The organism is Bacillus sp. JJ1533 (assembly GCF_036965045.1).
Classification (GTDB): Bacteria; Bacillota; Bacilli; order Bacillales; family Bacillaceae_L; genus Ferdinandcohnia.
Genome location: NZ_JBALOV010000029.1, coordinates 60882 through 80387, shown reverse-complemented (window position 1 = coordinate 80387; position 19506 = coordinate 60882). Strand labels below are relative to the sequence as shown.

Sequence of the window (19506 nt, the reverse complement as noted above, 5' to 3'; positions counted from 1 at the left end):
ATACTTGTGTAGTACATATTGATTAGTAACAAAGACTCAATTTTTGTAATTGAATAGGATTTTTTACATGATTTGTCTAATATTGTAAAACTGTGGGTATATATGCTTTTTGTATTCAACTACTATTAGTAAGGGGGAAATATTTTGAGCTATTTTACGTTGTTCAGGAAAAGGAACAAGTGTGTGATTTTCATGTTTGTTTTTGTGCTTTTTGCTTCTACCCTTTTCCAAACAGGGGCTTTTGCAAGTGAATTGCAGAAGACCATTGAAATGGATGAGGATGTCGTGCATGCACTTGACTGGCTACTATCGCAACAGAAAGAAACAGGGGAGTGGGATACTGAACCTACGATCCGAAACACATCAGAAATACTACAGTTGATGTCAGATACTGGTGTGAGCAAAGAACGATACAAGCTTGGGGTTCACTTTCTTGAGAAACAGAAAGCATCAAATTTTGATCAAATGTCAAGAATCTTACCGTTTTTGACAGATACTCAACAAAGAACCGAATCAATCTCGGCCATTACCCAAGGTCAAAATGATGATGGGGGTTGGGGCCTTGCACATTCGTATGCAAGTGATGTATTAGATACGACAATAGTCCTTCAAGGCCTATTAAATCTAAAAAATGATAAATTAGATAATGACTCGGTAATAAATGGAGCCAACTACCTATTAAAGCAGCAACGTGAGGATGGATCTTGGGCTTACCAAGAAAAAGGAGCATCTTCACCATCTCTTACCGCTCAAATTATCCTTACCTTAGATCAACTTGTACGTAATTGGGATGAAATGGATGTTACAACTCCAACCAAGCAGATAAAAAAGGAACTGCAAACTTCCATTTTACAAGGTGCCCAATATTTATCTTCTTCAGACTTATTACTCAGTTTAGAAACATTTGATCAACCCCAGGAAACCTTACATGTTCTATCGGCATTAATTAGGACATTAGGAATCCCAAATCTAGATCAGATGATTCAAAGAGTAAAAGAACTTCAGCATCCGAATGGAAGCTGGATTGAGGATCCGTATACAACAAAATTAGTGATTGACTTTCTATTGGATTCTCAACTTCAGTCTGTATCCATTGAGGACATAGAACTATTCAAGATGGATGGAGAAGAGCGAAAAGAATCACTCCACTTCAATGCTTATGATGTCTTATTAGCTCAGCCTGTTTTTACTTCAAGCACAGAAGTCAATGTGCAAGTGGTTGTACAAAGTCCTAAACAAGAGATGTTTGTCCTAGAACAAGAGGGAGAACTCTATCACTGGCCAGTTCATAGTGCCGAACCTGGGGAATACGTGCTTACAGCCCACATCAAAGACTCGCAGACAGGTGTACTCTTAATGACAGCAAGTAAAGGATTTTCAGTAACTCCTAGCTTCAACTGGCAGAGTACAACTGTTGCCAAGCCCGGACAAGCTGTTGTCAATGAGGAAGTAGAGGTGCCGCTTACCGTACATTTATATCCTTTTGTGAATATTGTTGACAATCTAACTGTGACGACAAGGGTAGTAGATGCAAGTGGAGAAACGGTCGCAGAAGCTTCTAAGGAACACACGAATGATCTGAGTGGGGATGTCGTGATTCTGCCAATGCTTACGTTTAGTCCAGAGGTATCAGTGGAATCATCCTATACAATTGAAACTAACTTGAGCCATCATGAGAAGGTGATTTTTGAAGAGAGTACAATTTTTGAAGTGTTACCGGAACCGATACCACCAAAAGTAGAAGCTAGACAAAAGATTGAAGACAAAGCCCTCCATCCAGAGGCAGATGAAGTGAATGTGAGCTTTGAATTAGAGGGAATTGGTAAAGCATTAGAAGAAACGAGAGAACCTATCGATTTTGTCCTAACGATTGATAACTCAGGCAGTATGGAATGGGGCAATAGGGATTATGTATATGAAAACCCAAATCGGCTAGACTTTGCGATTGAGGCATCAAAGCATGTAGTTGATCTGATCGATGGTGAAGATCGTGGTGCAGTGGTCCAATTTGCAGGGACTGTTTGGATTCAACAGGAATTTACAAGTGATAAGGATTTATTAAAGCAACGGTTAGATGACACACCTCAATCTCCATGGAATGGAACAGCGATCGGTATTGCTTTAAGGGACTCTATTAATCTCATTAACAACACTGGGATTCCAAAACATAAGAAAGTCATCCTTCTGATGTCAGATGGCGATGATAATCGATGGAGTGATTATAGTATTTTACAAGAGGCAAGACGAGCAGCAAACCAAGGGATAGTTGTGCATACAGTGGGATTAGGAAGTGGAGCGGACCAGTCCATTTTACAACAGATTGCACAGCTTACAGGTGGGATCTATCGTTTTAGTCCAACAATGGAAGAACTTGATGCTATGATGTCAGAGGTTGGAAATCAAATTTTTAATATATCTGGCCGTGATGTATCTCTAACAACTACCCTTCCATCTTATGTCACGATTGACGAAGATCAGACCTCTCCGAAACCAAAAAGTGTTACAACGAATGACAATGGAGAAACCGTTGTCTCTTGGGACTATGACCTGATTATTTTTGAACAAGTCGAAGCGATTCAACTAAGGTTGAATACGTCGGTCGTTGAACCAAACAAAGAGATTGTGATAACGAGAAATACGCAATTGGAGTATAAAGATGTGGAAGGAATCAATCATACACAATCGTTACCAGATTTACAAATACATTCATCAGGTACTTTAAAAGTGGATGTCCGTGTAAATCAAGAAGAATTTTATCCGAATGATGTTATGACTGTTAACTTAAAAGTTGAAAATCTCTCAAAAGAAGAAAAAGAATTACAAGTAGATGTCCAAATTGTGGATGAAAATCATGAGCTTGTTGAGGTCATCAGTGAGTTTCCGGTCAAAGGTCTCCAATCGGATTCACCTTTCGAAAAAGATGTCGAATGGGTGGTAAGTGGGACTTATGAGGGTAATTACACAATCGTTGTTAAAGTTAAGGAGTCGGATGGGACCATCATCACAAGGGAAATCCCAATTTCGATTTTAGCGGATGGAACCATTAAGCTTCAGCTCCACACCGACAAAGAGACGTATCAGCCAGGTGAATCAATTCAGATTACAAACAAGTTAGAGAATACAAGCCAAAACAAAGCCTTTGAAAGGACAGAGATTGTAACGAAATGGTTGAAGGATGATGGTTCAATACTGAATGAAAAACGGGAAGAAGTAACTCTACCAGCGAAAAGCCTCCAAGATATTTCCTTCACTTTTGAACAAGGGAATATTGAACCAGGCGTCTATACGTTGCAGACAGAGGTAATCTCAAACGGCGAAGTCGTTGTTTCAGATGAAATCCTATTTACAGTTGCCAAAAATGAGGATAGCTACATCGGCCTCACTGGTAACATCGTGCTTTCTAATAAAACATTCTATCTAGGTCAAGAAGTTCCAGTGACCTATTCAATCACCAATCATGGAAACATGGACCTAAAAGGAATAAATGCTGAATTAGTACTGCTCGATCCAGAACGTGAAGAGATTGTTCACCAAGTACCAACAACCCTTGATCTTTCGGTTGGGGAAAGTAAATCAATTAGCAACATGATACCGACCGTCGATTTTTCAATCGGAGATTATCTAGTTACTCTACAAGTACAAAAACCAAACGGAGAATGGGTGAATCTAGATAGTACGGGATTTGTGTTAGAGGTTGGACTAGAAGCAGATTTTCGATTAGATGATACAATCCCTCGTGTATTACTTTGGACAGAAAAAAATCAGCAAGAAATTGCTAGTCTATTAGAAGAACTTGGTGCCATGGTAACCGTTGTGAATAAGGAAGCGACGTTTATCGAAGAGTTGCGTTCCGGTTTATACAATCTGTACTTCCTTCACGATTCGAACCGTCCATTAACCGCACACTATGATCAAGAATTACTCTCTAAACTCCATAGTGGACAAGGGTTACTGGTGACAGAACGATTCAACTTAGCTGATTTTTGGACCTATGATGTTTTCGATCGTAAGCGAGGAAAATCTGGAGAGGCGTGGAGTAGTCATCCGTATGGAAATGGAATGGCTGCCTATCTTACAGACCGCTTTTTACAAGGATATGATGAAAACCTCTCAGAATTCAAAACAGATGTAGAACAAATTATCGAGCAAGCAATACCAAATGAAGAGGAGAACCATGCAGGAGAAAGTATCCAATATGTCATGGCCTTAACTGCAAAAGGAGCTTCCTTAGATGCGAAGGTACGTGTTCCCCTACCTGAAGGCTTCCAAGTCCTTGATAGCGGTGATTTTGTTCTTAACGACAATATCCTCTCTTGGGATGGGAAAGTAGCAGGTGATGCTCCACTCGAGCTTACATTTGTTACAGCAACCCCAGCGGAAAAAGGGTCGTATGAAGTAACAGCTCATACTGAATTTTTAGTAAAAGAAGAATGGGTTTCAATTGAACCAACGACCATATCATATGAAGTCTTACAAGGTAGGGATGAGCTTTTCGCAGAAGCCATTGATGCTTTAAAACAAGGAAAAGGTAAACAAGGCAAGGGGCAGATTAATAACACACTTCAACTGCTTGTGGAACGACACCAGGAACCAGCCGAAACAAGTGAGGAGAGAGAACAACTCATTGATTCACTTGTGAAATCTCTTGAACTATTAACCAAACAAAAAGAAGAGTTAATCCGATTAAAACTCGAGCGTGTGCTTGGTTATATTGAACAAAAATGGTTCTTGGAGGATCGTAAATGAGAAAATCAAGTCGTTTCAATTTTAAAACAATCATTTATACCACCTTATTTACATTGTTTGTCTCGTTTGTCATGCCATCTCAGCATATCATCACAAACGCCAAAGTGAACCAAGTGACAGAGGAACTCATGAATTTTCATGAGCCTACTATTCAAGAACCTTCCGGTGATCTTGGTCAACCGCAAACGGTACTCGGAACATTAGTGAATAACTTGGATCAACAATATCAGCAGCTTGAAAGTAATCAAAAGCAGAACGACATTGTTCAATTACGAAAAACGATACACGAGATGAATCAAACGATTCATCAGGCAAAAAAAGAGTTAGTGGATGAGTGGAAATCTCACGAGAAAACACTGAAGAAAGCTGGCTCAACAAAAGGTATCCAACGCTTAAAGGATACAAAAAACATAGTTGATTCGCAATTTGTTAAATTGGAAGAAACCATTGGCATATTGAACCAACTTGCTAAAGATGAGAATTCAGGTCAATCCTTAAATTCTACTAATTGGGAGGAAGCTTTATCAAACCTGAAAGAGCAAATTGCTCCAGAGAAGCCGTATGAAATACTCGGTAATGAATTACCACATCGCCCATTCAACCTTGAGCCTGAGGAGGTTATTCTTGGTCAAGAGAGTGGAACACATTCGAGTCAAACTACTGACATCGAGATTGCCTATATAGAGGCAGTTGAACCAACAGACGCAGATGTGCAAGAAACGATTGAGACGAAATGGACAGAACAAATTGAAGCAGTCGCAGAGGAACTAGGTAAAAATCCACTAGAAATCTATGAATTCGTTCGTCATACTGTCACCTTTGAGCCATACTATGGTTCTAGAAAAGGAGCACTCGGAACGCTTGAGGAACGAAGCGGGAATGACATAGACCAAGCATCTCTACTAATCTCTTTGCTTCGTTACCATGACATTCCAGCACGCTATGCACATGGCACAATTGAAGTACCGATTGAACGGGCAATGAAATGGGTTGGAGCTGAAACGCCAGAAGCGGCAGCAAGAATTTTAGCTTCATTAGGTACACCAGTGAGTTCACTTATCAAAGGCGGCAAAATTTCTGCCATTCAAGTCGAGCATGTTTGGGTTGAAGCCTATGTCCCCTATGATGAATATCGTGGAATTGGAGAGCAATCTGGAACGAGTACATGGGTACCACTAGACCCTAGCTTCGTCCAACAAGAGTATGCAGAAGGACTGAACCTTGAGGATCAAATTGACGTAGATATCGAATCAATCTTAGATGAAATCCATAATAATAGTGAGCGTTCAGCTGATTTACTGACAACGACGAATATTCCTACCAATCTACTAGAGGAAGAATTAGAGTCGCAATACACAAAGCTACAGTCCTACTTGGAAGGCAATGTGGGTGAAAGCTCAACCATAACAGATATCATTGGCGGCTGGAAGGTAACTGAGGAACACCTTGGTGTAATACCATTATCACTTCCATATACAACAGTAGAGGAATATGGTGTTTTCTCACAAATCCCAGAAAGTCTTGCTGAAACAGTTAATTTCCAAATCAAAGGTGCAAGTCCGTTTTCACTAAATTGGACAGGTTCACCACAATTTGACTATACGAAACGTGCAGCAGAACTATTCGGAAAAAGAATTACACTCTCATATCAGCCAGCAACAACTGAGGATCGTGAAATCATCAAAGCCTATGGAGGGATTTTCCAAACTCCAGTTCATCTGATTAAACTCATTCCTGTTTTAACCATAGATGGTGAAGTGGTTGCCGAGGGAGAACCAGTAGGGGCTGGATTTAGACAATCATTTGATATTACACTCTCTGCACCTAGAATCGGTTCAGAAGTAGCCAATAATACGGTTACAGCTGGAGGATTCTACTCAACTGGCTTGGATTATGGTAGTGTTTCAGAATCCCAGTTACAAAGCTTAGAAGAACGAATGACAGCCCTAAAAGAAACGAGTAATCATGCAAATATGTACACCGATGAGGTCATGGGTGAATTCTTACACGGTGTCGTTCAAGCTTATCTTGCTCAAGTTGATTTAACCCAAGAATACATCGGTCAACAATTCAATGTCAATTCGACTCGTTTATTAGGTGAAACAACAACAGGCTATGAGCCTCAAGTGAAATATTTCTTTATGAGTCCGGTAGAAATGGGAGAAGGCAATCTGTTTGTCGATGTAAATCGTAATGTGGTTGCTGTCAATTCTAGAAACAATGATCAAGAGAATAAACAGCCATTTATGATTGCAGGCGGTGTCTTGGGCTCTGCATTAGAACATCGTATTTTCGAACAACTATTGGGCACACCATCTGTTTCGACGATCAAGATTTTTGAAGAAGCCAATGCTCGTGGCATTCTATCTTACACGATTAACAGCGGGAATATGGATGAAATTATGCCAAGGCTTAATGTTAGCCAAACTGTAAAAAATGATATTCGAAATGCTGTCCGAAATGGAAATATCGTGACAATTCCAGAAGAAGAGATTCGATACTTTGACTGGAAAGGCTCGGCTTATCTAGTCCTTGACCCAGATACAGGCTCAGCTGCTTACCGAATTGCTGGAGGAATTAATGGTGGTTCAACTGGTATTCCAGTCGAACTGGCTACTCTTATTACTGCCATTGATGCTTTATCAATGCTGTATTCTAGCTTGGTCTTATTAGCTGGTGGACCATTAGCTGTGATTGGCGGCATTATCCTTTTAGCTATTACGGTGTACTTTATTGCGACACTCATTCACCTGTCTTATCAGTATTATGTGTTAGGTGATGAGTCAGCGGGAGATGCGATTATCACAGAGGCCATCTGGTCATTAGTTGGTGCAGGGGGCGGATTTGCTCTTAGCAAGCTTCCAAGGCTCTTGAGTCATCTGTCAACGTTAATGGATAATATTAAGAGATTTGGAGATGCTGCAGCGGGTGGTTTCGCAACACGCTTAGCAACAAACGGATACTCAGATGATTTTATTTACAATTTTATTAAAAATAACGGCTCTAAAAATCTACACGTTACAGAGAATTTACTGAAACAACTAGATGAGGCAGGTATAAGTAAAGACTTTATCAATCATGCATCACATTTAGATAATCAAGGTCTAAACTCACTATTAGATCTTGTGAACAAAGGGTATGACGAAGCCCAGCTAACACGCTTGATGGGTGATGGATTTAAGTTAGATGATATACTCTTCTTTGCTAATCGCAATATTGATCCGAGCGATTATAGTATCTATGGTATTACCAGTCGTACAGAAGCAACTTGGGTAAAACGTTTTATTCAGGATAAAGGATTTACTCCTGATCACGTTAAGATGCTTGTCGATAAAAATGTATCACCTTCTGAATTCAATCGATTAAGATTAAACAATCCTAGTCAAATTGATCATTTCGTTGAGGCTTTGGAGGCAGGTGTACACCGTTCAGGTAATTTTGGACCCTCCTATCAAGAAAATTTAAGTTCCTTGTTGAGTAAACACAATATCTCAATAGGGGATTATAACAGGCTTAGTAGAACAACTATTAGTAGGCTAACAGATGCTGAAATTGATACCCTTTTCAAATTACGTTTGGATGTTGATTTTCCAACACCTTCTACAATTATGCAAAAGGTAATAACACCAAGTTCATTTGACAATTACATCAACGGTAAATACAAAATCCGTGGTTTTGTTGCGAGGGCACAGGATGTAAATCACTTAAATACTCCTGAAGAAATTGTAGACGGTCTAGCCTTGCACTATCGAGTAGGAGATAATGGAGAAAAAGCATTTACCTATAGTGATTACTCTGTTGGTATAATCCGATATCCAGCTGATCATACAGATATTATCAAGATTCCATTAGGAGGAAATACCTCAGCTGATGTAACTAGAGCTGAAAGAATCCTAAATGACATAGACTCAGCAGACATGAATAAAATAGAAATTCATAAGTCTGATCGTCCATTTACAGGAAATGGGATTACGCTCAGTGATAATCATAGAATTGTAGAATTTAAGTACGCGGACGGAAGCCAAGTTGACATTCCACCAAATGGAGCAGAAATGTACGAATTTACTCGAACTGGCCACAAAATATTAATTGCCGTGTTTAATCGTGCCGAATTAAAATGGGTAAAAGCATACTGATACGGAGGTAAGTATGAAAGAAAAAGATGGAGATTATGCATTATACAAAGGAATAGAGTATCAAGCATATTTTGATTATCAAATCGATAAGCTTGTATTAGTTTCCCATAATCAAGAGGATTTAAAAAAAGGATTTACAAAATATGATAATAATGATTCTATCTTCTTAAAAAACATCGACCTACACGAAGCAGACGATGGTTACAACTTAACAACCAAAGCCATTTATAAAGGGAAGGAAGTTGGCGTAGCAAGAATAAACGAAGCTGGAGAAATCGTTATTTTTCACGGAGATCAAGACTTTTGTAAAAACAACCAATTTTCATTTATAGAACCTGGGGTTTGGGAGAAGGTTGTGAAAGTAGAAGAGTTAGATAAAATCTGGCAACATAAGAGTCCTAGGTGGGGATTTTAGCAAAACTATTTACTTGATCCTTATCGAGGAATAAGCTTGTATTGGCCTTAGAAGATCAATCTTTGTTGGTCTTCTTAAGGCTATTTTTTAAATACTATAAAGTGGGAGATTCGAAAATGAAAATATGGTTATTGTACCAATGATTGAGTTTTCTAAAAAATGATTTGAATCATATTTTATCAAATTGTATAATTGAAAGAAGAAATACTGATACGTACACGTACATGAATGGATGGATCAAATTTGTTATTTGTTACAGAAATGCCAATTGAGGCAAGAGAAAAACTATTATTTGCAGGACTAAAGCTTTTTACTGAAGCGGGATACCAAAAGACATCTGTGCTTGAAATTGTGGAGATGGCAAGGGTTTCGAAAACAACCTATTATCAGCATTTTAAAAGTAAAGAGGAACTGATGGTAGCCTTGTTTGAACAGTTAGGCGATGAAATGGCCGAGGAGGTAAGACTCGCGATTATACAGGAAGAAAGAATGTCATACAAGGCATTTGCAGGGATTAATCGTTATATTCAAGTCTGCTTTGAAAATAAACATGTTGCCCAAATTTTATTAGTTGAATCAGTTGGGGTGTCTCGTAATGTTGAATTAGTGAGGAAGCGGTCACACCAGGTGTTCGCGAACATCATCCTGCAAACTGTTGAAACAGAGCTTCCAATCACTGTTACACAAAATGAGGTGAAAATTGTAGCTCAGGCGATGGTCGGTGCAATCAATGAAGTCATTATGCAGTTCTTTTTTGATACGAAAGAAGAAGACCTCCATTTTGAAGAAATTTCTCGTTTACTTAACCGCATTGTGATTTCTGCATTCGTAAACCTTGGGATGCAGGAATAAGTTTTTTTGCATAATGGATACGAGTTCGTACTCAAAAGGTGATATTGGCAAAGCTATTAAACTTGAGGCGCTTTTACGAGAGTATAATTTAAAAGAATATCTGTAAGGCAGTTTTGTCCCTAGCTTTATTTTGAAAGGAGTGAAAGTATGAAGCATTTTTTATTGACTGGGTTTCCAGGCTTTTTAGCATCCAGACTATTACATGCATTGTTACAAAAATACGAAGATGCCCGTTTTGTATTATTGGTTCTTCCAAGTCAAGTTGAATTAGCAAATGACAGAATCAAAGGTTTAAACCATGTTGAAGTGCAAATAGGGGACATCACCGAGGAATCACTAGGTTTTTCAAAGGATAATAGCCATATGCTTCGTGAAAAAATAACTCATGTCTTTCATCTAGCAGCTATATATGATTTGGCGGTCCCACAACCGATTGCAGAAAAAGTAAATGTCGAGGGAACAAAGAATATCAATCAGTTCGTACAAACGCTTCCGAACCTGGAAAGATATGTGTACTTCAGCACTGCATATGTATCAGGAAACCGTACGGGTCTAATTAAGGAAACGGAACTTCAGATGGGTCAGCAATTTAAAAATCATTATGAAGAAACAAAATATAAGGCAGAGGTACTTGTTCAGGAGCTAAGGGACATTCCCTATACCATTATCCGACCGGGCATTACTGTAGGAAACTCTAAATCTGGTGAGACCTCGAAATTTGATGGACCCTATTTTATTATGAGGATATTAGACAGGATCCGGTATTTGCCTATTCCTTACCTAGGAAAGGGGGATGTGTTATTTAATGTTGTTCCGTATGATTATCTGATTCATGCTACGGTTTATTTATCAGGGGCAGATGACGCAAAAAGGAAAACCTTTCATCTTACAGATCCAAATCCACATCAAGCACGGGATTTATATCGGATGATCTGTGAGGAATTACTTGGCAAAAAGCCAACTTGGACGATTTCTCCTAAACTGGTGGAGCTAGGGCTTTCTCTTTCTTTTGTGAGGAAATTCTTAGGGGTAGAGAAGGAGGCGGTTGAATATTTTCGTTGTCCCTCGCAATATGATGCAAGGGATGCGAAAAAAGCGCTCGAAAAGGGAGGATTAAGCTGTCCTGATTTCAAAGACTATGTCGGCAATATCGTGACGTATTATAAACAACATCGTAATGACCCAGATAAAAAAATTCATATTACGTAATCACAATGAGGCTGGTGTCTCATTGTTTTTTATTGTTATAATATTTGGTAGATATTGGAGAGGGTGAACAGGATGACTGATTTCAAATGGCATGAAGAAGCGGAAAAACAATGGAATGGTCGTGCAGATTTTTGGAGCAAGCAAAGCCAAGCAATGTGGAATTCAGGGAGCAGGTCAACGATTATTCCGTTTTTTTCACAATACCTAGAGAACGACGCATTTATTTTAGATGCAGGCTGTGGTGATGGATATGGGTCATTTTTACTTGCAGAGCATGGCTTTCAGGTGGTAGGTGTTGATATTTCTGCTGATATGATTGAAAAAGCAAATAAACGAAGCCGATCTTGTGGCTTATCATTTAGACAAGGTGATTTGACTGCTCTCCCTTTTGAAAATGACACCTTTTCAGGCGTAATGGCTATCAACTCGATTGAGTGGACAGAGGTGCCCTTGAAGGCAATTAATGAAATTAAGAGAGTGACAAAACCAGGTGGTATTTTTTGTGCAGGATTATTGGGACCTACAGCAGGTCCTAGGCAAAATGCGTATCCACGACTATATGGTAAAAAAGTCATCCAAAACACGATGATGCCATGGGAATTTGAACAACTGGTTTCAGAAAATGGCTGGACGGTAGAAGATGGTCAACCAGTATATAAAGATGCTGTAAACAAAGAATGGACAAAGGGGCTGCCAAGGGAGCTAAAACAGGCATTATCCTTTATGTGGGTTTTTATGTTAAGAAAAGAGAAATAAAAAGAGGTATCTCGGTTGCGAGATACCTTTTGTCTATTCCCAGTCATACGGTGTTTCTTGATACACATAATAATTGAGCCAGTTTGCAAACAGCAAATATGAATGCGATCTCCAGCTGTGTACTGGTGGATTAGCTGGGTCATTATTAGGAAAATAATTAACAGGGATAATCCTCTTTCCTTTTGCAAGATCACGTTCAAATTCCTCTTTTAATGTATTGACATCATATTCAGGGTGTCCTGTTAGGAAAATATGTTTTCCATCATTTGAGGAAACTAGACACACACCCGCCTCATCGGAAACGGATAACAATGTTAAACCTTCCGTATTTTCAATTTCATCGAGTGTTACCTCCGTAAATCTGGAATGCGGTACAAAATAGAAATCATCAAAGCCTCGAACAAGTTTCATATCCTTATTTACAACGCGATGGTGAAACACGCCTGTACATTTTTCAGGGAGAGGATACTTTTTGACTCCATAATGGTAAAAGAGTCCTGCTTGTGCGCCCCAGCAAATATGTAAGGTCGAAGTTACATTTGTTTTCGTCCACTCCATGATTTCTTTGAGTTCATCCCAATAATTCACATCCTCGAAAGAAAGGTGCTCAATAGGTGCCCCTGTGATGATCATTCCATCGAACTTTCTGTGCTTAATCTTAGAAAATGTAGTGTAAAACTTTTCAAGATGATTTTTTCCTGTGTTTTTTGCAACATGCGTTTCTGGGAATAAAAGCGTAATATTCAGCTGCAATGGGGAATTTCCTAGAAGTCTAAGGAGCTGAGTTTCTGTACGTTCTTTTTCAGGCATAATATTTAAGATTACTATATTAAGTGGACGAATGTCCTGACTATAGGCACGGTCCTCATCCATCACAAATATATTTTCTGATTCCAACACTTCCTTCGCTGGTAAGTCATGAGGTATATTAATCGGCAATCGTATCATCCCCCTACTTCTTGTATAATGTCTAGCTCCAGCGACTAGCCCCTCGAGGTCATAAGCCAATCCGTCAAAAAGGATAAAAGGCATCCTTCTCGCCGGCTTTTCTTATGCTTTTCGGGGCTGATCAAGTCGCTTGCGCTTTTCTATTATAATTGAAATTTTACAACAATTCATATATGAATATCAATTAAAAAATCTTTACTCGTTTTTAGTGGTAAAGGAAACTCTATAAAATTGAGGTTTATCTTTCAACTTTTGTACTGAATAATGTAAGATAGAAATGATTAGGAACAATATGACGAATAGATTTTAGGGGGTCATGTGCATGGAATTACCTAAGAAGTACAAATCCGATATTGAAATTGCTCAAGAGGCTAAAATAAAACCAATCAAGGAGATAGTCCAGAAACTTGATTTACTTGATGATGAAGTCGAACCCTATGGTCATTACAAAGCAAAAATTTCATTAGATGTGATGAAGCGCCTTGAAAAGAAAAAGGATGGCAAAGTCATTCTTGTAACATCCATTAATCCAACGCCAGCCGGTGAAGGAAAGTCAACAGTTACGGTTGGATTGGGGCAAGGCCTTGCCAAGCTTGGAAAAAATGCGATGATTGCGATGAGAGAACCTTCTCTTGGTCCAACAATGGGAATTAAAGGCGGAGCAACTGGTGGTGGGTATTCACAGGTCATCCCAATGGAAGAAATTAATTTGCATTTTACCGGTGATTTTCATGCGATTACGACAGCGAATAATACATTGTCTGCCTTGATTGATAACCATATTCATCAAGGAAATGAGCTACAAATTGATGTGAGGCGTGTCACTTGGAAGCGAGTTGTGGATTTAAATGACCGTGCTCTTCGAAATGTGATTGTTGGGCTTGGCGGTCCGACCCAAGGTGTTCCACGTGAGGACGGCTTTGATATTACCGTTGCATCCGAAATTATGGCGATTTTCTGTCTTGCAACGGACATCCAGGATTTGAAGAAACGATTATCTAAAATTGTAGTAGCCTATAATATACATAAACAACCGGTTACAGCTAGTGACCTTGGTGCAGAAGGGGCACTAACCCTTTTGTTAAAAGATGCGCTGAAACCAAATTTAGTTCAAACACTTGAACACACTCCCGCCTTGATTCATGGTGGACCATTTGCAAATATTGCTCATGGCTGTAACTCTGTCATTGCCACAAAAATGGCGGCGAAATTAGCAGATTATGTGTTAACTGAAGGCGGTTTTGGTGCTGATCTTGGTGCTGAGAAATTTCTCGACATTAAAGCAAGATATGCCGATATTAAGCCTGAGGCGGTTGTCATTGTTGCGACAAACCGAGCGTTAAAAATGCATGGTGGTGTGGCAAATGAAAACCTCAAAGAAGAAAATGTAGATGCTTTAGCCAAAGGATTACAGAATTTGCAAAAACATATTGAAACGGTCCAGGCTTTTGGCCTACCGTTTATAGTCGCCATTAATCGATTTGTGACAGATACGGAAAAAGAAGTAGAGAAAATTGAATCTTGGTGTAAGGAACATTCGTATCCTGTTGCTCTAACTGAAGTTTGGGAAAAGGGTGGCGAAGGTGGAATTGCACTTGCCGAGAAGTTGCTTGAGGTCATCGAAACGGGAAAAAATCATTATTCGCCGATTTACGATTTATCTGCTTCCATTGAAGACAAAGTAAAAACGATTGCTAGAACGGTTTACGGCGCTAAGGATGTTGAGTTTTCTTCAAAGGCGAAAAAGCAAATAGCTGATTTCGAGAAGTTTGGCTGGGGGGATCTACCAATCTGTATGGCGAAAACCCAATATTCACTCTCAGATGATCCAACCTTACTAGGACGACCAACTGATTTTACGATTACTATCCGTGAATTCAGACCATCGATTGGTGCTGGCTTTATCGTTGCACTAACAGGTGAAGTTATGACCATGCCAGGACTTCCGAAAAAACCAGCTGCACTCAACATGGATGTAACCGAAGATGGAAAAGCTGTCGGGCTATTTTAAAGGTAGGTAGAATTATGTTTGATCCAACTGTATTTGAAAATTTAAAGGTTGTCGTCGAAGGGGCTCTTTATGATTTGGACTTAGAAGGACAAATCCTGATTATTGATCGTAAGGACCAGATCGATACGGCAAAAATGGGCAGGCACTACCACATTAGCTTTAAAGACAAAGCGATTAACGAAATCCATGCCTATATAGATTTAAAAATTGACCTTGATAATCTGGTCTCAGAACTTAGAAATACCAACGAAAAACCGGGTTGTTTCCTTGAAATCGGCTTTGTTTTCAAATTGGATTCATTGGATGCTTGTCCTACAATCGAGCGAGAACTTACCACTATCTGGGGAGACACCAGAGAAATACAACAGGAAATCTCGTTTCCATACGGTTCAATAAATCAATTTACAAACAATAGTAAAATTATTTTTCATCGGTTAATTCATGAGGACAATATTGATGACTTACTTGAAATGATTGACTATATCATTGATTCCATTCATCAACTTCATAATACGATAAAATAAGGGGCTATCATGCCTCTTTTTTATAAGACTAAAGATTTAAATTTTCAGATAATTACTCATTTTTAATAAAAATGTTATTTAATATATAGTAAAATAGGTATAGTGGATTTATAAGGAGGCGAAATTATGGGGAAAATCGCATGGGTTACAGATAGTACAGCATTCTTAGATAAAGAGCTTAAGAATCATGAGGATATATACGTTATCCCGATGACAATCTTTTTTGATGAGGAAGAATATCTTGATGGGGTAACGATTACACCTGCCCAATTTTTTGAACGGTTAAAAACAGCTAAAACCATACCTAAGACATCACAGCCTTCCATTGGAAGCTTTGTGGAACTATATAATAGTCTTGAAGAAAAATATGATGAAATTATCTCTATTCATATTTCAGAAAAATTAAGTGGGACCGTTTCATCTGCACGACAAGCAGCAGAATTAGTAAATATCCCTGTTACGGTTATTGATTCAAAAATTCTAACCTATCCAATGACAAAGCTAATGAAGGAAGGGATGAAGCTTATTCATGAAGGTGGGACTTCGACTCAAGTTGAAAAACTTATCGTTAATTTAGCCGAGAAACTAGAAACATACGTAATTATCGGCAGTTTAGAACAGCTACATCGTAGTGGACGAATGAACACCGCTCAATATTTTCTTGGAAGTATGCTGCAAATAAAGCCAGTCATCCAGATAATCGATGGTGCTCTTTCGGTTAAAGAAAAGGTGCGATCTGAGAATAAGGCAACGAGTAAAATACTAGGTTATCTTAGGGATGCAGTTGAGAACAATCAAATGGATGAAATCTATATTTTATATGGCTTGGACGATTCCAAAACAAAGGAATGGAAAGAGCAGATTCGAGGATTTACACCTAATCATATTTCAATTGAAGCCTACCCACTTGGGGTAGCGATTGGTGTTCACGCTGGTGAAAATACCATCGGAATCAGCTGGATGAATAAATGAACAACTTATTTTACGAGCACGTATTGCACCTCATTATGAGATAAGGGAGCAATGGCTGCAATTTTATAACCAATGCTTAAAAATTGGGAGATTGCTTCTGCACAATTTGGATTTGGTGGCTCCGTCGGAGCGTGAAGGCTCTTATGAAGCTGCAGAAATTGATTTGTACTGGGATTACAAGTAATCAATACGACATGCCGTCCATACCATGCTGTTCCAATTTCCCGATTTAACTGATTTAAAAAATACATATTTGTTACCACCTCTCACCGAAGCTGGAGTTCCTCTAGCTTTTTTATTTTATGCAAAGGTTTAATGGTGCGCGACAGATTAGTTGGGGCGTTTTATGATACAATGGTTACGATATTGAAGTCGGCGGAGGATAATATGGAGCAACAACAAATCATTGAAGCAACTACCACTTTTGTGAAAAAAATTTTGCAGCATGATAGCAGCGGCCACGACTGGTGGCATATCGAAAGAGTCAGAAAGGCTGCAATACAAATTGGTGAAAAAGAAAGTGCTAATCTATTCATCGTTGAAATGGCAGCATTATTACATGATGTTGCAGATGAAAAATTAAATAACTCGGAAGAAGAAGGCCTTCAGAAGGTTTGTGATTGGCTACTTACCTTACAAATACCCGAATCTGAACAAGATCAGATACTCGAAATCATCTCAACCATGTCGTTTAAGGGTGGAAACCGACCTCCAATGACAACCATTGAAGGACAGGTTGTCCAGGATGCTGACCGTTTAGATGCGATTGGAGCAATTGGCATTGCACGAACCTTTGCTTACGCCGGTGCACATGGTGATTTAATGTATGACCCAGATCTTCCATATCGTGAAAATTTGACAAAGGAAGAATATCGAAACGGCAAATCTACAGCAGTTAATCACTTTTATGAAAAATTACTCAAATTAAAAGATACCCTGAATACGAACGCAGCAAAACAAGTAGCTCAAGAACGCCATGACTTTATGACGGCGTTTCTTGATCAATTTTATAAAGAATGGAATGGACAGTTATGATGCTTTTAACAGTTGAAAATCTATCAAAAAGCTATGCCGAAAAAACATTGTTTGAGGATATCTCGTTTAGCATTACGGATAATCAACGAATTGGTATCATCGGTGTCAATGGTACAGGCAAATCTACGCTATTAAAAATCATTGCAGGTGTGGAAGAGGCGGACCATGGGGAAATCACTCATTCAAAGGGATATACAATCAGCTATTTACCACAGCAACCTGATTTTTCAATTGGAAATACCGTTCTTGACCAAGTCTTTCAAGGAAGCACACCACTTCTTCGATTATTAAAAGAATACGAGGAAGCGATGATTCGAATTGAAAAAGAACCGATGAACACTGAAAATCAGGAAAGACTATATGACCTACAACAAAAAATGGATGCAGCCAATGCATGGGAAGCTAATTCAAATGCAAAAGCAGTATTGTCAAAACTAGGAATTACTGATTTTTCACAAGATGTTATGGAATTATCAGGGGGACAAAAGAAGCGCGTGGCTCTAGCTCAAAGTTTAATTGAAGTTCCAGATTTGTTAATTCTCGATGAGCCAACAAACCATTTGGATTTTGACACAATCAAATGGCTGGAGGATTATCTTACTAAATACAATGGTGCCTTATTAGTTGTCACCCATGATCGTTACTTTTTAGACCGTGTAACAAACCGTATCATCGAGCTTGATGAAGGTAATCTCTATACCTATACTGGTAACTATAGTAGCTTTTTAGAAGCAAAAGCGCTACGAATTGAACAGGAGCAAGCGATTGAATCAAAACGTCAAAATTTATATAGACGTGAACTTGCTTGGATTCGACGAGGTGCTAAGGCAAGAACGACCAAGCAAAAAGCACGTATTCAACGTTTTGATGAAATAGAGAATGCAAAAAAGATTGTAAACACCGATACACTTGATATTTCGGTTGGTGGTAGTAGGCTCGGTAAAAAGGTGATTGAATTAAAAAGTGTTTCAAAAAGCTTTAATGGAACGCAAATCTTAAAGGATGTGAACTTGCTTGTTAAGCCAGGTGACCGAATTGGAATTGTGGGTCGAAACGGAAGCGGGAAATCCACATTATTAAATGTCATTGCCGGAAGAGTACCAGTGGATACGGGCGAAATTGAAATTGGGCAAACTGTAAAGCTTGCATATTACACACAGGAAAGCATGGATATGGACGTTAATAAGCGAATGATTGAGTATATTAAAGAAACTGCCGAAATGATTCATACACTCGATGGAAAAATAATTTCAGCAGCCCAAATGCTAGAACGGTTTCTATTTCCTATGCATACACATGGTACACCAATTCGAAAGTTATCTGGTGGGGAAAGAAGACGGTTGTATTTATTGAAAATTATTATGGGTGAGCCGAATGTTTTATTATTGGATGAGCCGACAAATGATTTGGATACCCATACCTTAACCGTATTAGAGGATTATTTAGAGGACTTCCCAGGTGTTGTCATCACAGTATCACATGATCGGTACTTCTTGGATAAGGTAACTGATCAGCTCTTAATTTTTGAAGAAGAGCATAAGATTTCAACCTATTTTGGTGATTACTCGGATTATCTCGAGAAGAATTCAGTAGAAGCTGCACAAGCTGTCCAGAAGGCAAAAATTGAAAAGACCTTCACAAAAGAAGAACCTAAGCCTAAGAGGAAGAAACTTTCCTACAAGGATCAACTAGAATGGGATGAAATTGAAGGAAAAATCGAAGCCCAAGAGGAAAAGGTTGCTGTACTTGTAAAGGAAATCGAAGCTGCCGGAAGTGATTACCAGAAAGCACAGCAGGCAATGGATGACCATGCAAAGGAAACTGAGGTGCTTGACCAATTACTTGAAAGATGGGCAGAATTATCAGAAATGGTAAACGAATAGATGAAAGGCCCGGTATAGA

General features: G+C 38.9%; 13 protein-coding genes. 11 read left to right on the top strand and 2 right to left on the bottom strand.

The window, feature by feature from the left end; translation table 11 throughout:
• The first annotated feature begins 144 nt into the window (after positions 1 to 144).
• From V7138_RS15745 to V7138_RS15720, 6 genes are all read left to right on the top strand, one after another.
• Entirely contained in the window at positions 145 to 4746 is a 4602-nt protein-coding gene (locus V7138_RS15745) for a VWA domain-containing protein (RefSeq protein WP_335399010.1), read from the top strand.
• Entirely contained in the window at positions 4743 to 8882 is a 4140-nt protein-coding gene (locus V7138_RS15740) for a transglutaminase-like domain-containing protein (protein ID WP_335399008.1), read from the top strand. Before V7138_RS15745 ends, V7138_RS15740 begins: the two co-directional genes overlap by 4 nt.
• A gap of 13 nt (positions 8883 to 8895) precedes the next feature.
• On the top strand, positions 8896 to 9297 hold the full coding sequence (locus V7138_RS15735) for a hypothetical protein (protein ID WP_335399006.1): 402 nt from the start codon (positions 8896 to 8898) through the stop codon (positions 9295 to 9297).
• A gap of 243 nt (positions 9298 to 9540) precedes the next feature.
• On the top strand, positions 9541 to 10149 hold the full coding sequence (locus V7138_RS15730) for a TetR/AcrR family transcriptional regulator (protein WP_335399004.1): 609 nt from the start codon (positions 9541 to 9543) through the stop codon (positions 10147 to 10149).
• A gap of 147 nt (positions 10150 to 10296) precedes the next feature.
• Entirely contained in the window at positions 10297 to 11358 is a 1062-nt protein-coding gene (locus tag V7138_RS15725; RefSeq protein ID WP_335399002.1) for an SDR family oxidoreductase, read from the top strand.
• 72 nt (positions 11359 to 11430) lie between these two features.
• Positions 11431 to 12114, top strand: coding sequence for a class I SAM-dependent methyltransferase (locus tag V7138_RS15720; protein WP_335399000.1), 684 nt, complete (start codon positions 11431 to 11433; stop codon positions 12112 to 12114).
• 33 nt (positions 12115 to 12147) lie between these two features.
• Here V7138_RS15720 and metA read toward each other — a convergent pair whose 3' ends face one another.
• The gene (gene metA, locus V7138_RS15715) at positions 12148 to 13053 is read right to left on the bottom strand and encodes a homoserine O-acetyltransferase MetA (protein WP_335398998.1); all 906 of its coding nucleotides are present in this window, start codon (positions 13051 to 13053) and stop codon (positions 12148 to 12150) included.
• Positions 13054 to 13384: 331 nt separating this feature from the next.
• Here metA and V7138_RS15710 point away from each other — a divergent pair, with 331 nt between their 5' ends.
• From V7138_RS15710 to V7138_RS15700, 3 genes are all read left to right on the top strand, one after another.
• A complete protein-coding gene (locus tag V7138_RS15710) occupies positions 13385 to 15073 on the top strand; it encodes a formate--tetrahydrofolate ligase (RefSeq protein WP_335398996.1) in 1689 nt (562 codons plus the stop codon).
• Positions 15074 to 15087: 14 nt separating this feature from the next.
• A complete protein-coding gene (locus tag V7138_RS15705; RefSeq protein WP_335398993.1) occupies positions 15088 to 15597 on the top strand; it encodes a hypothetical protein in 510 nt (169 codons plus the stop codon).
• 126 nt (positions 15598 to 15723) lie between these two features.
• Positions 15724 to 16569 (top strand): DegV family protein, encoded by an 846-nt coding sequence (locus V7138_RS15700; protein WP_335398991.1) that lies wholly within the window; start codon positions 15724 to 15726, stop codon positions 16567 to 16569.
• Positions 16570 to 16574: 5 nt separating this feature from the next.
• On the opposite strand, the gene V7138_RS15695 is transcribed toward V7138_RS15700, so the two are convergent.
• Positions 16575 to 16820, bottom strand: a complete 246-nt coding sequence (locus V7138_RS15695) for a hypothetical protein (RefSeq protein WP_335398989.1) — start codon at positions 16818 to 16820, stop codon at positions 16575 to 16577.
• 136 nt (positions 16821 to 16956) lie between these two features.
• On the opposite strand from V7138_RS15695, the gene V7138_RS15690 reads away from it, so the two are divergent.
• Positions 16957 to 17604, top strand: a complete 648-nt coding sequence (locus tag V7138_RS15690) for an HD domain-containing protein (RefSeq protein WP_335398987.1) — start codon at positions 16957 to 16959, stop codon at positions 17602 to 17604.
• Positions 17601 to 19487, top strand: a complete 1887-nt coding sequence (locus tag V7138_RS15685) for an ABC-F family ATP-binding cassette domain-containing protein (RefSeq protein ID WP_335398986.1) — start codon at positions 17601 to 17603, stop codon at positions 19485 to 19487. Before V7138_RS15690 ends, V7138_RS15685 begins: the two co-directional genes overlap by 4 nt.
• Positions 19488 to 19506 lie beyond the last annotated feature (19 nt).

What these genes read in the sequence shown, in the direction of transcription:
- V7138_RS15690 (WP_335398987.1), top strand. Translation starts at nt 16,957, where the DNA reads ATGGAGCAACAACAAATCATTGAAGCAACTACCACTTTTGTGAAAAAA.
- V7138_RS15725 (WP_335399002.1), top strand. Translation starts at nt 10,297, where the DNA reads ATGAAGCATTTTTTATTGACTGGGTTTCCAGGCTTTTTAGCATCCAGA.
- V7138_RS15740 (WP_335399008.1), top strand. Translation starts at nt 4,743, where the DNA reads ATGAGAAAATCAAGTCGTTTCAATTTTAAAACAATCATTTATACCACC.
- V7138_RS15720 (WP_335399000.1), top strand. Translation starts at nt 11,431, where the DNA reads ATGACTGATTTCAAATGGCATGAAGAAGCGGAAAAACAATGGAATGGT.
- V7138_RS15695 (WP_335398989.1), bottom strand. Translation starts at nt 16,820, where the DNA reads ATGTATTTTTTAAATCAGTTAAATCGGGAAATTGGAACAGCATGGTAT.
- V7138_RS15735 (WP_335399006.1), top strand. Translation starts at nt 8,896, where the DNA reads ATGAAAGAAAAAGATGGAGATTATGCATTATACAAAGGAATAGAGTAT.
- V7138_RS15685 (WP_335398986.1), top strand. Translation starts at nt 17,601, where the DNA reads ATGATGCTTTTAACAGTTGAAAATCTATCAAAAAGCTATGCCGAAAAA.
- V7138_RS15705 (WP_335398993.1), top strand. Translation starts at nt 15,088, where the DNA reads ATGTTTGATCCAACTGTATTTGAAAATTTAAAGGTTGTCGTCGAAGGG.
- V7138_RS15700 (WP_335398991.1), top strand. Translation starts at nt 15,724, where the DNA reads ATGGGGAAAATCGCATGGGTTACAGATAGTACAGCATTCTTAGATAAA.
- V7138_RS15710 (WP_335398996.1), top strand. Translation starts at nt 13,385, where the DNA reads ATGGAATTACCTAAGAAGTACAAATCCGATATTGAAATTGCTCAAGAG.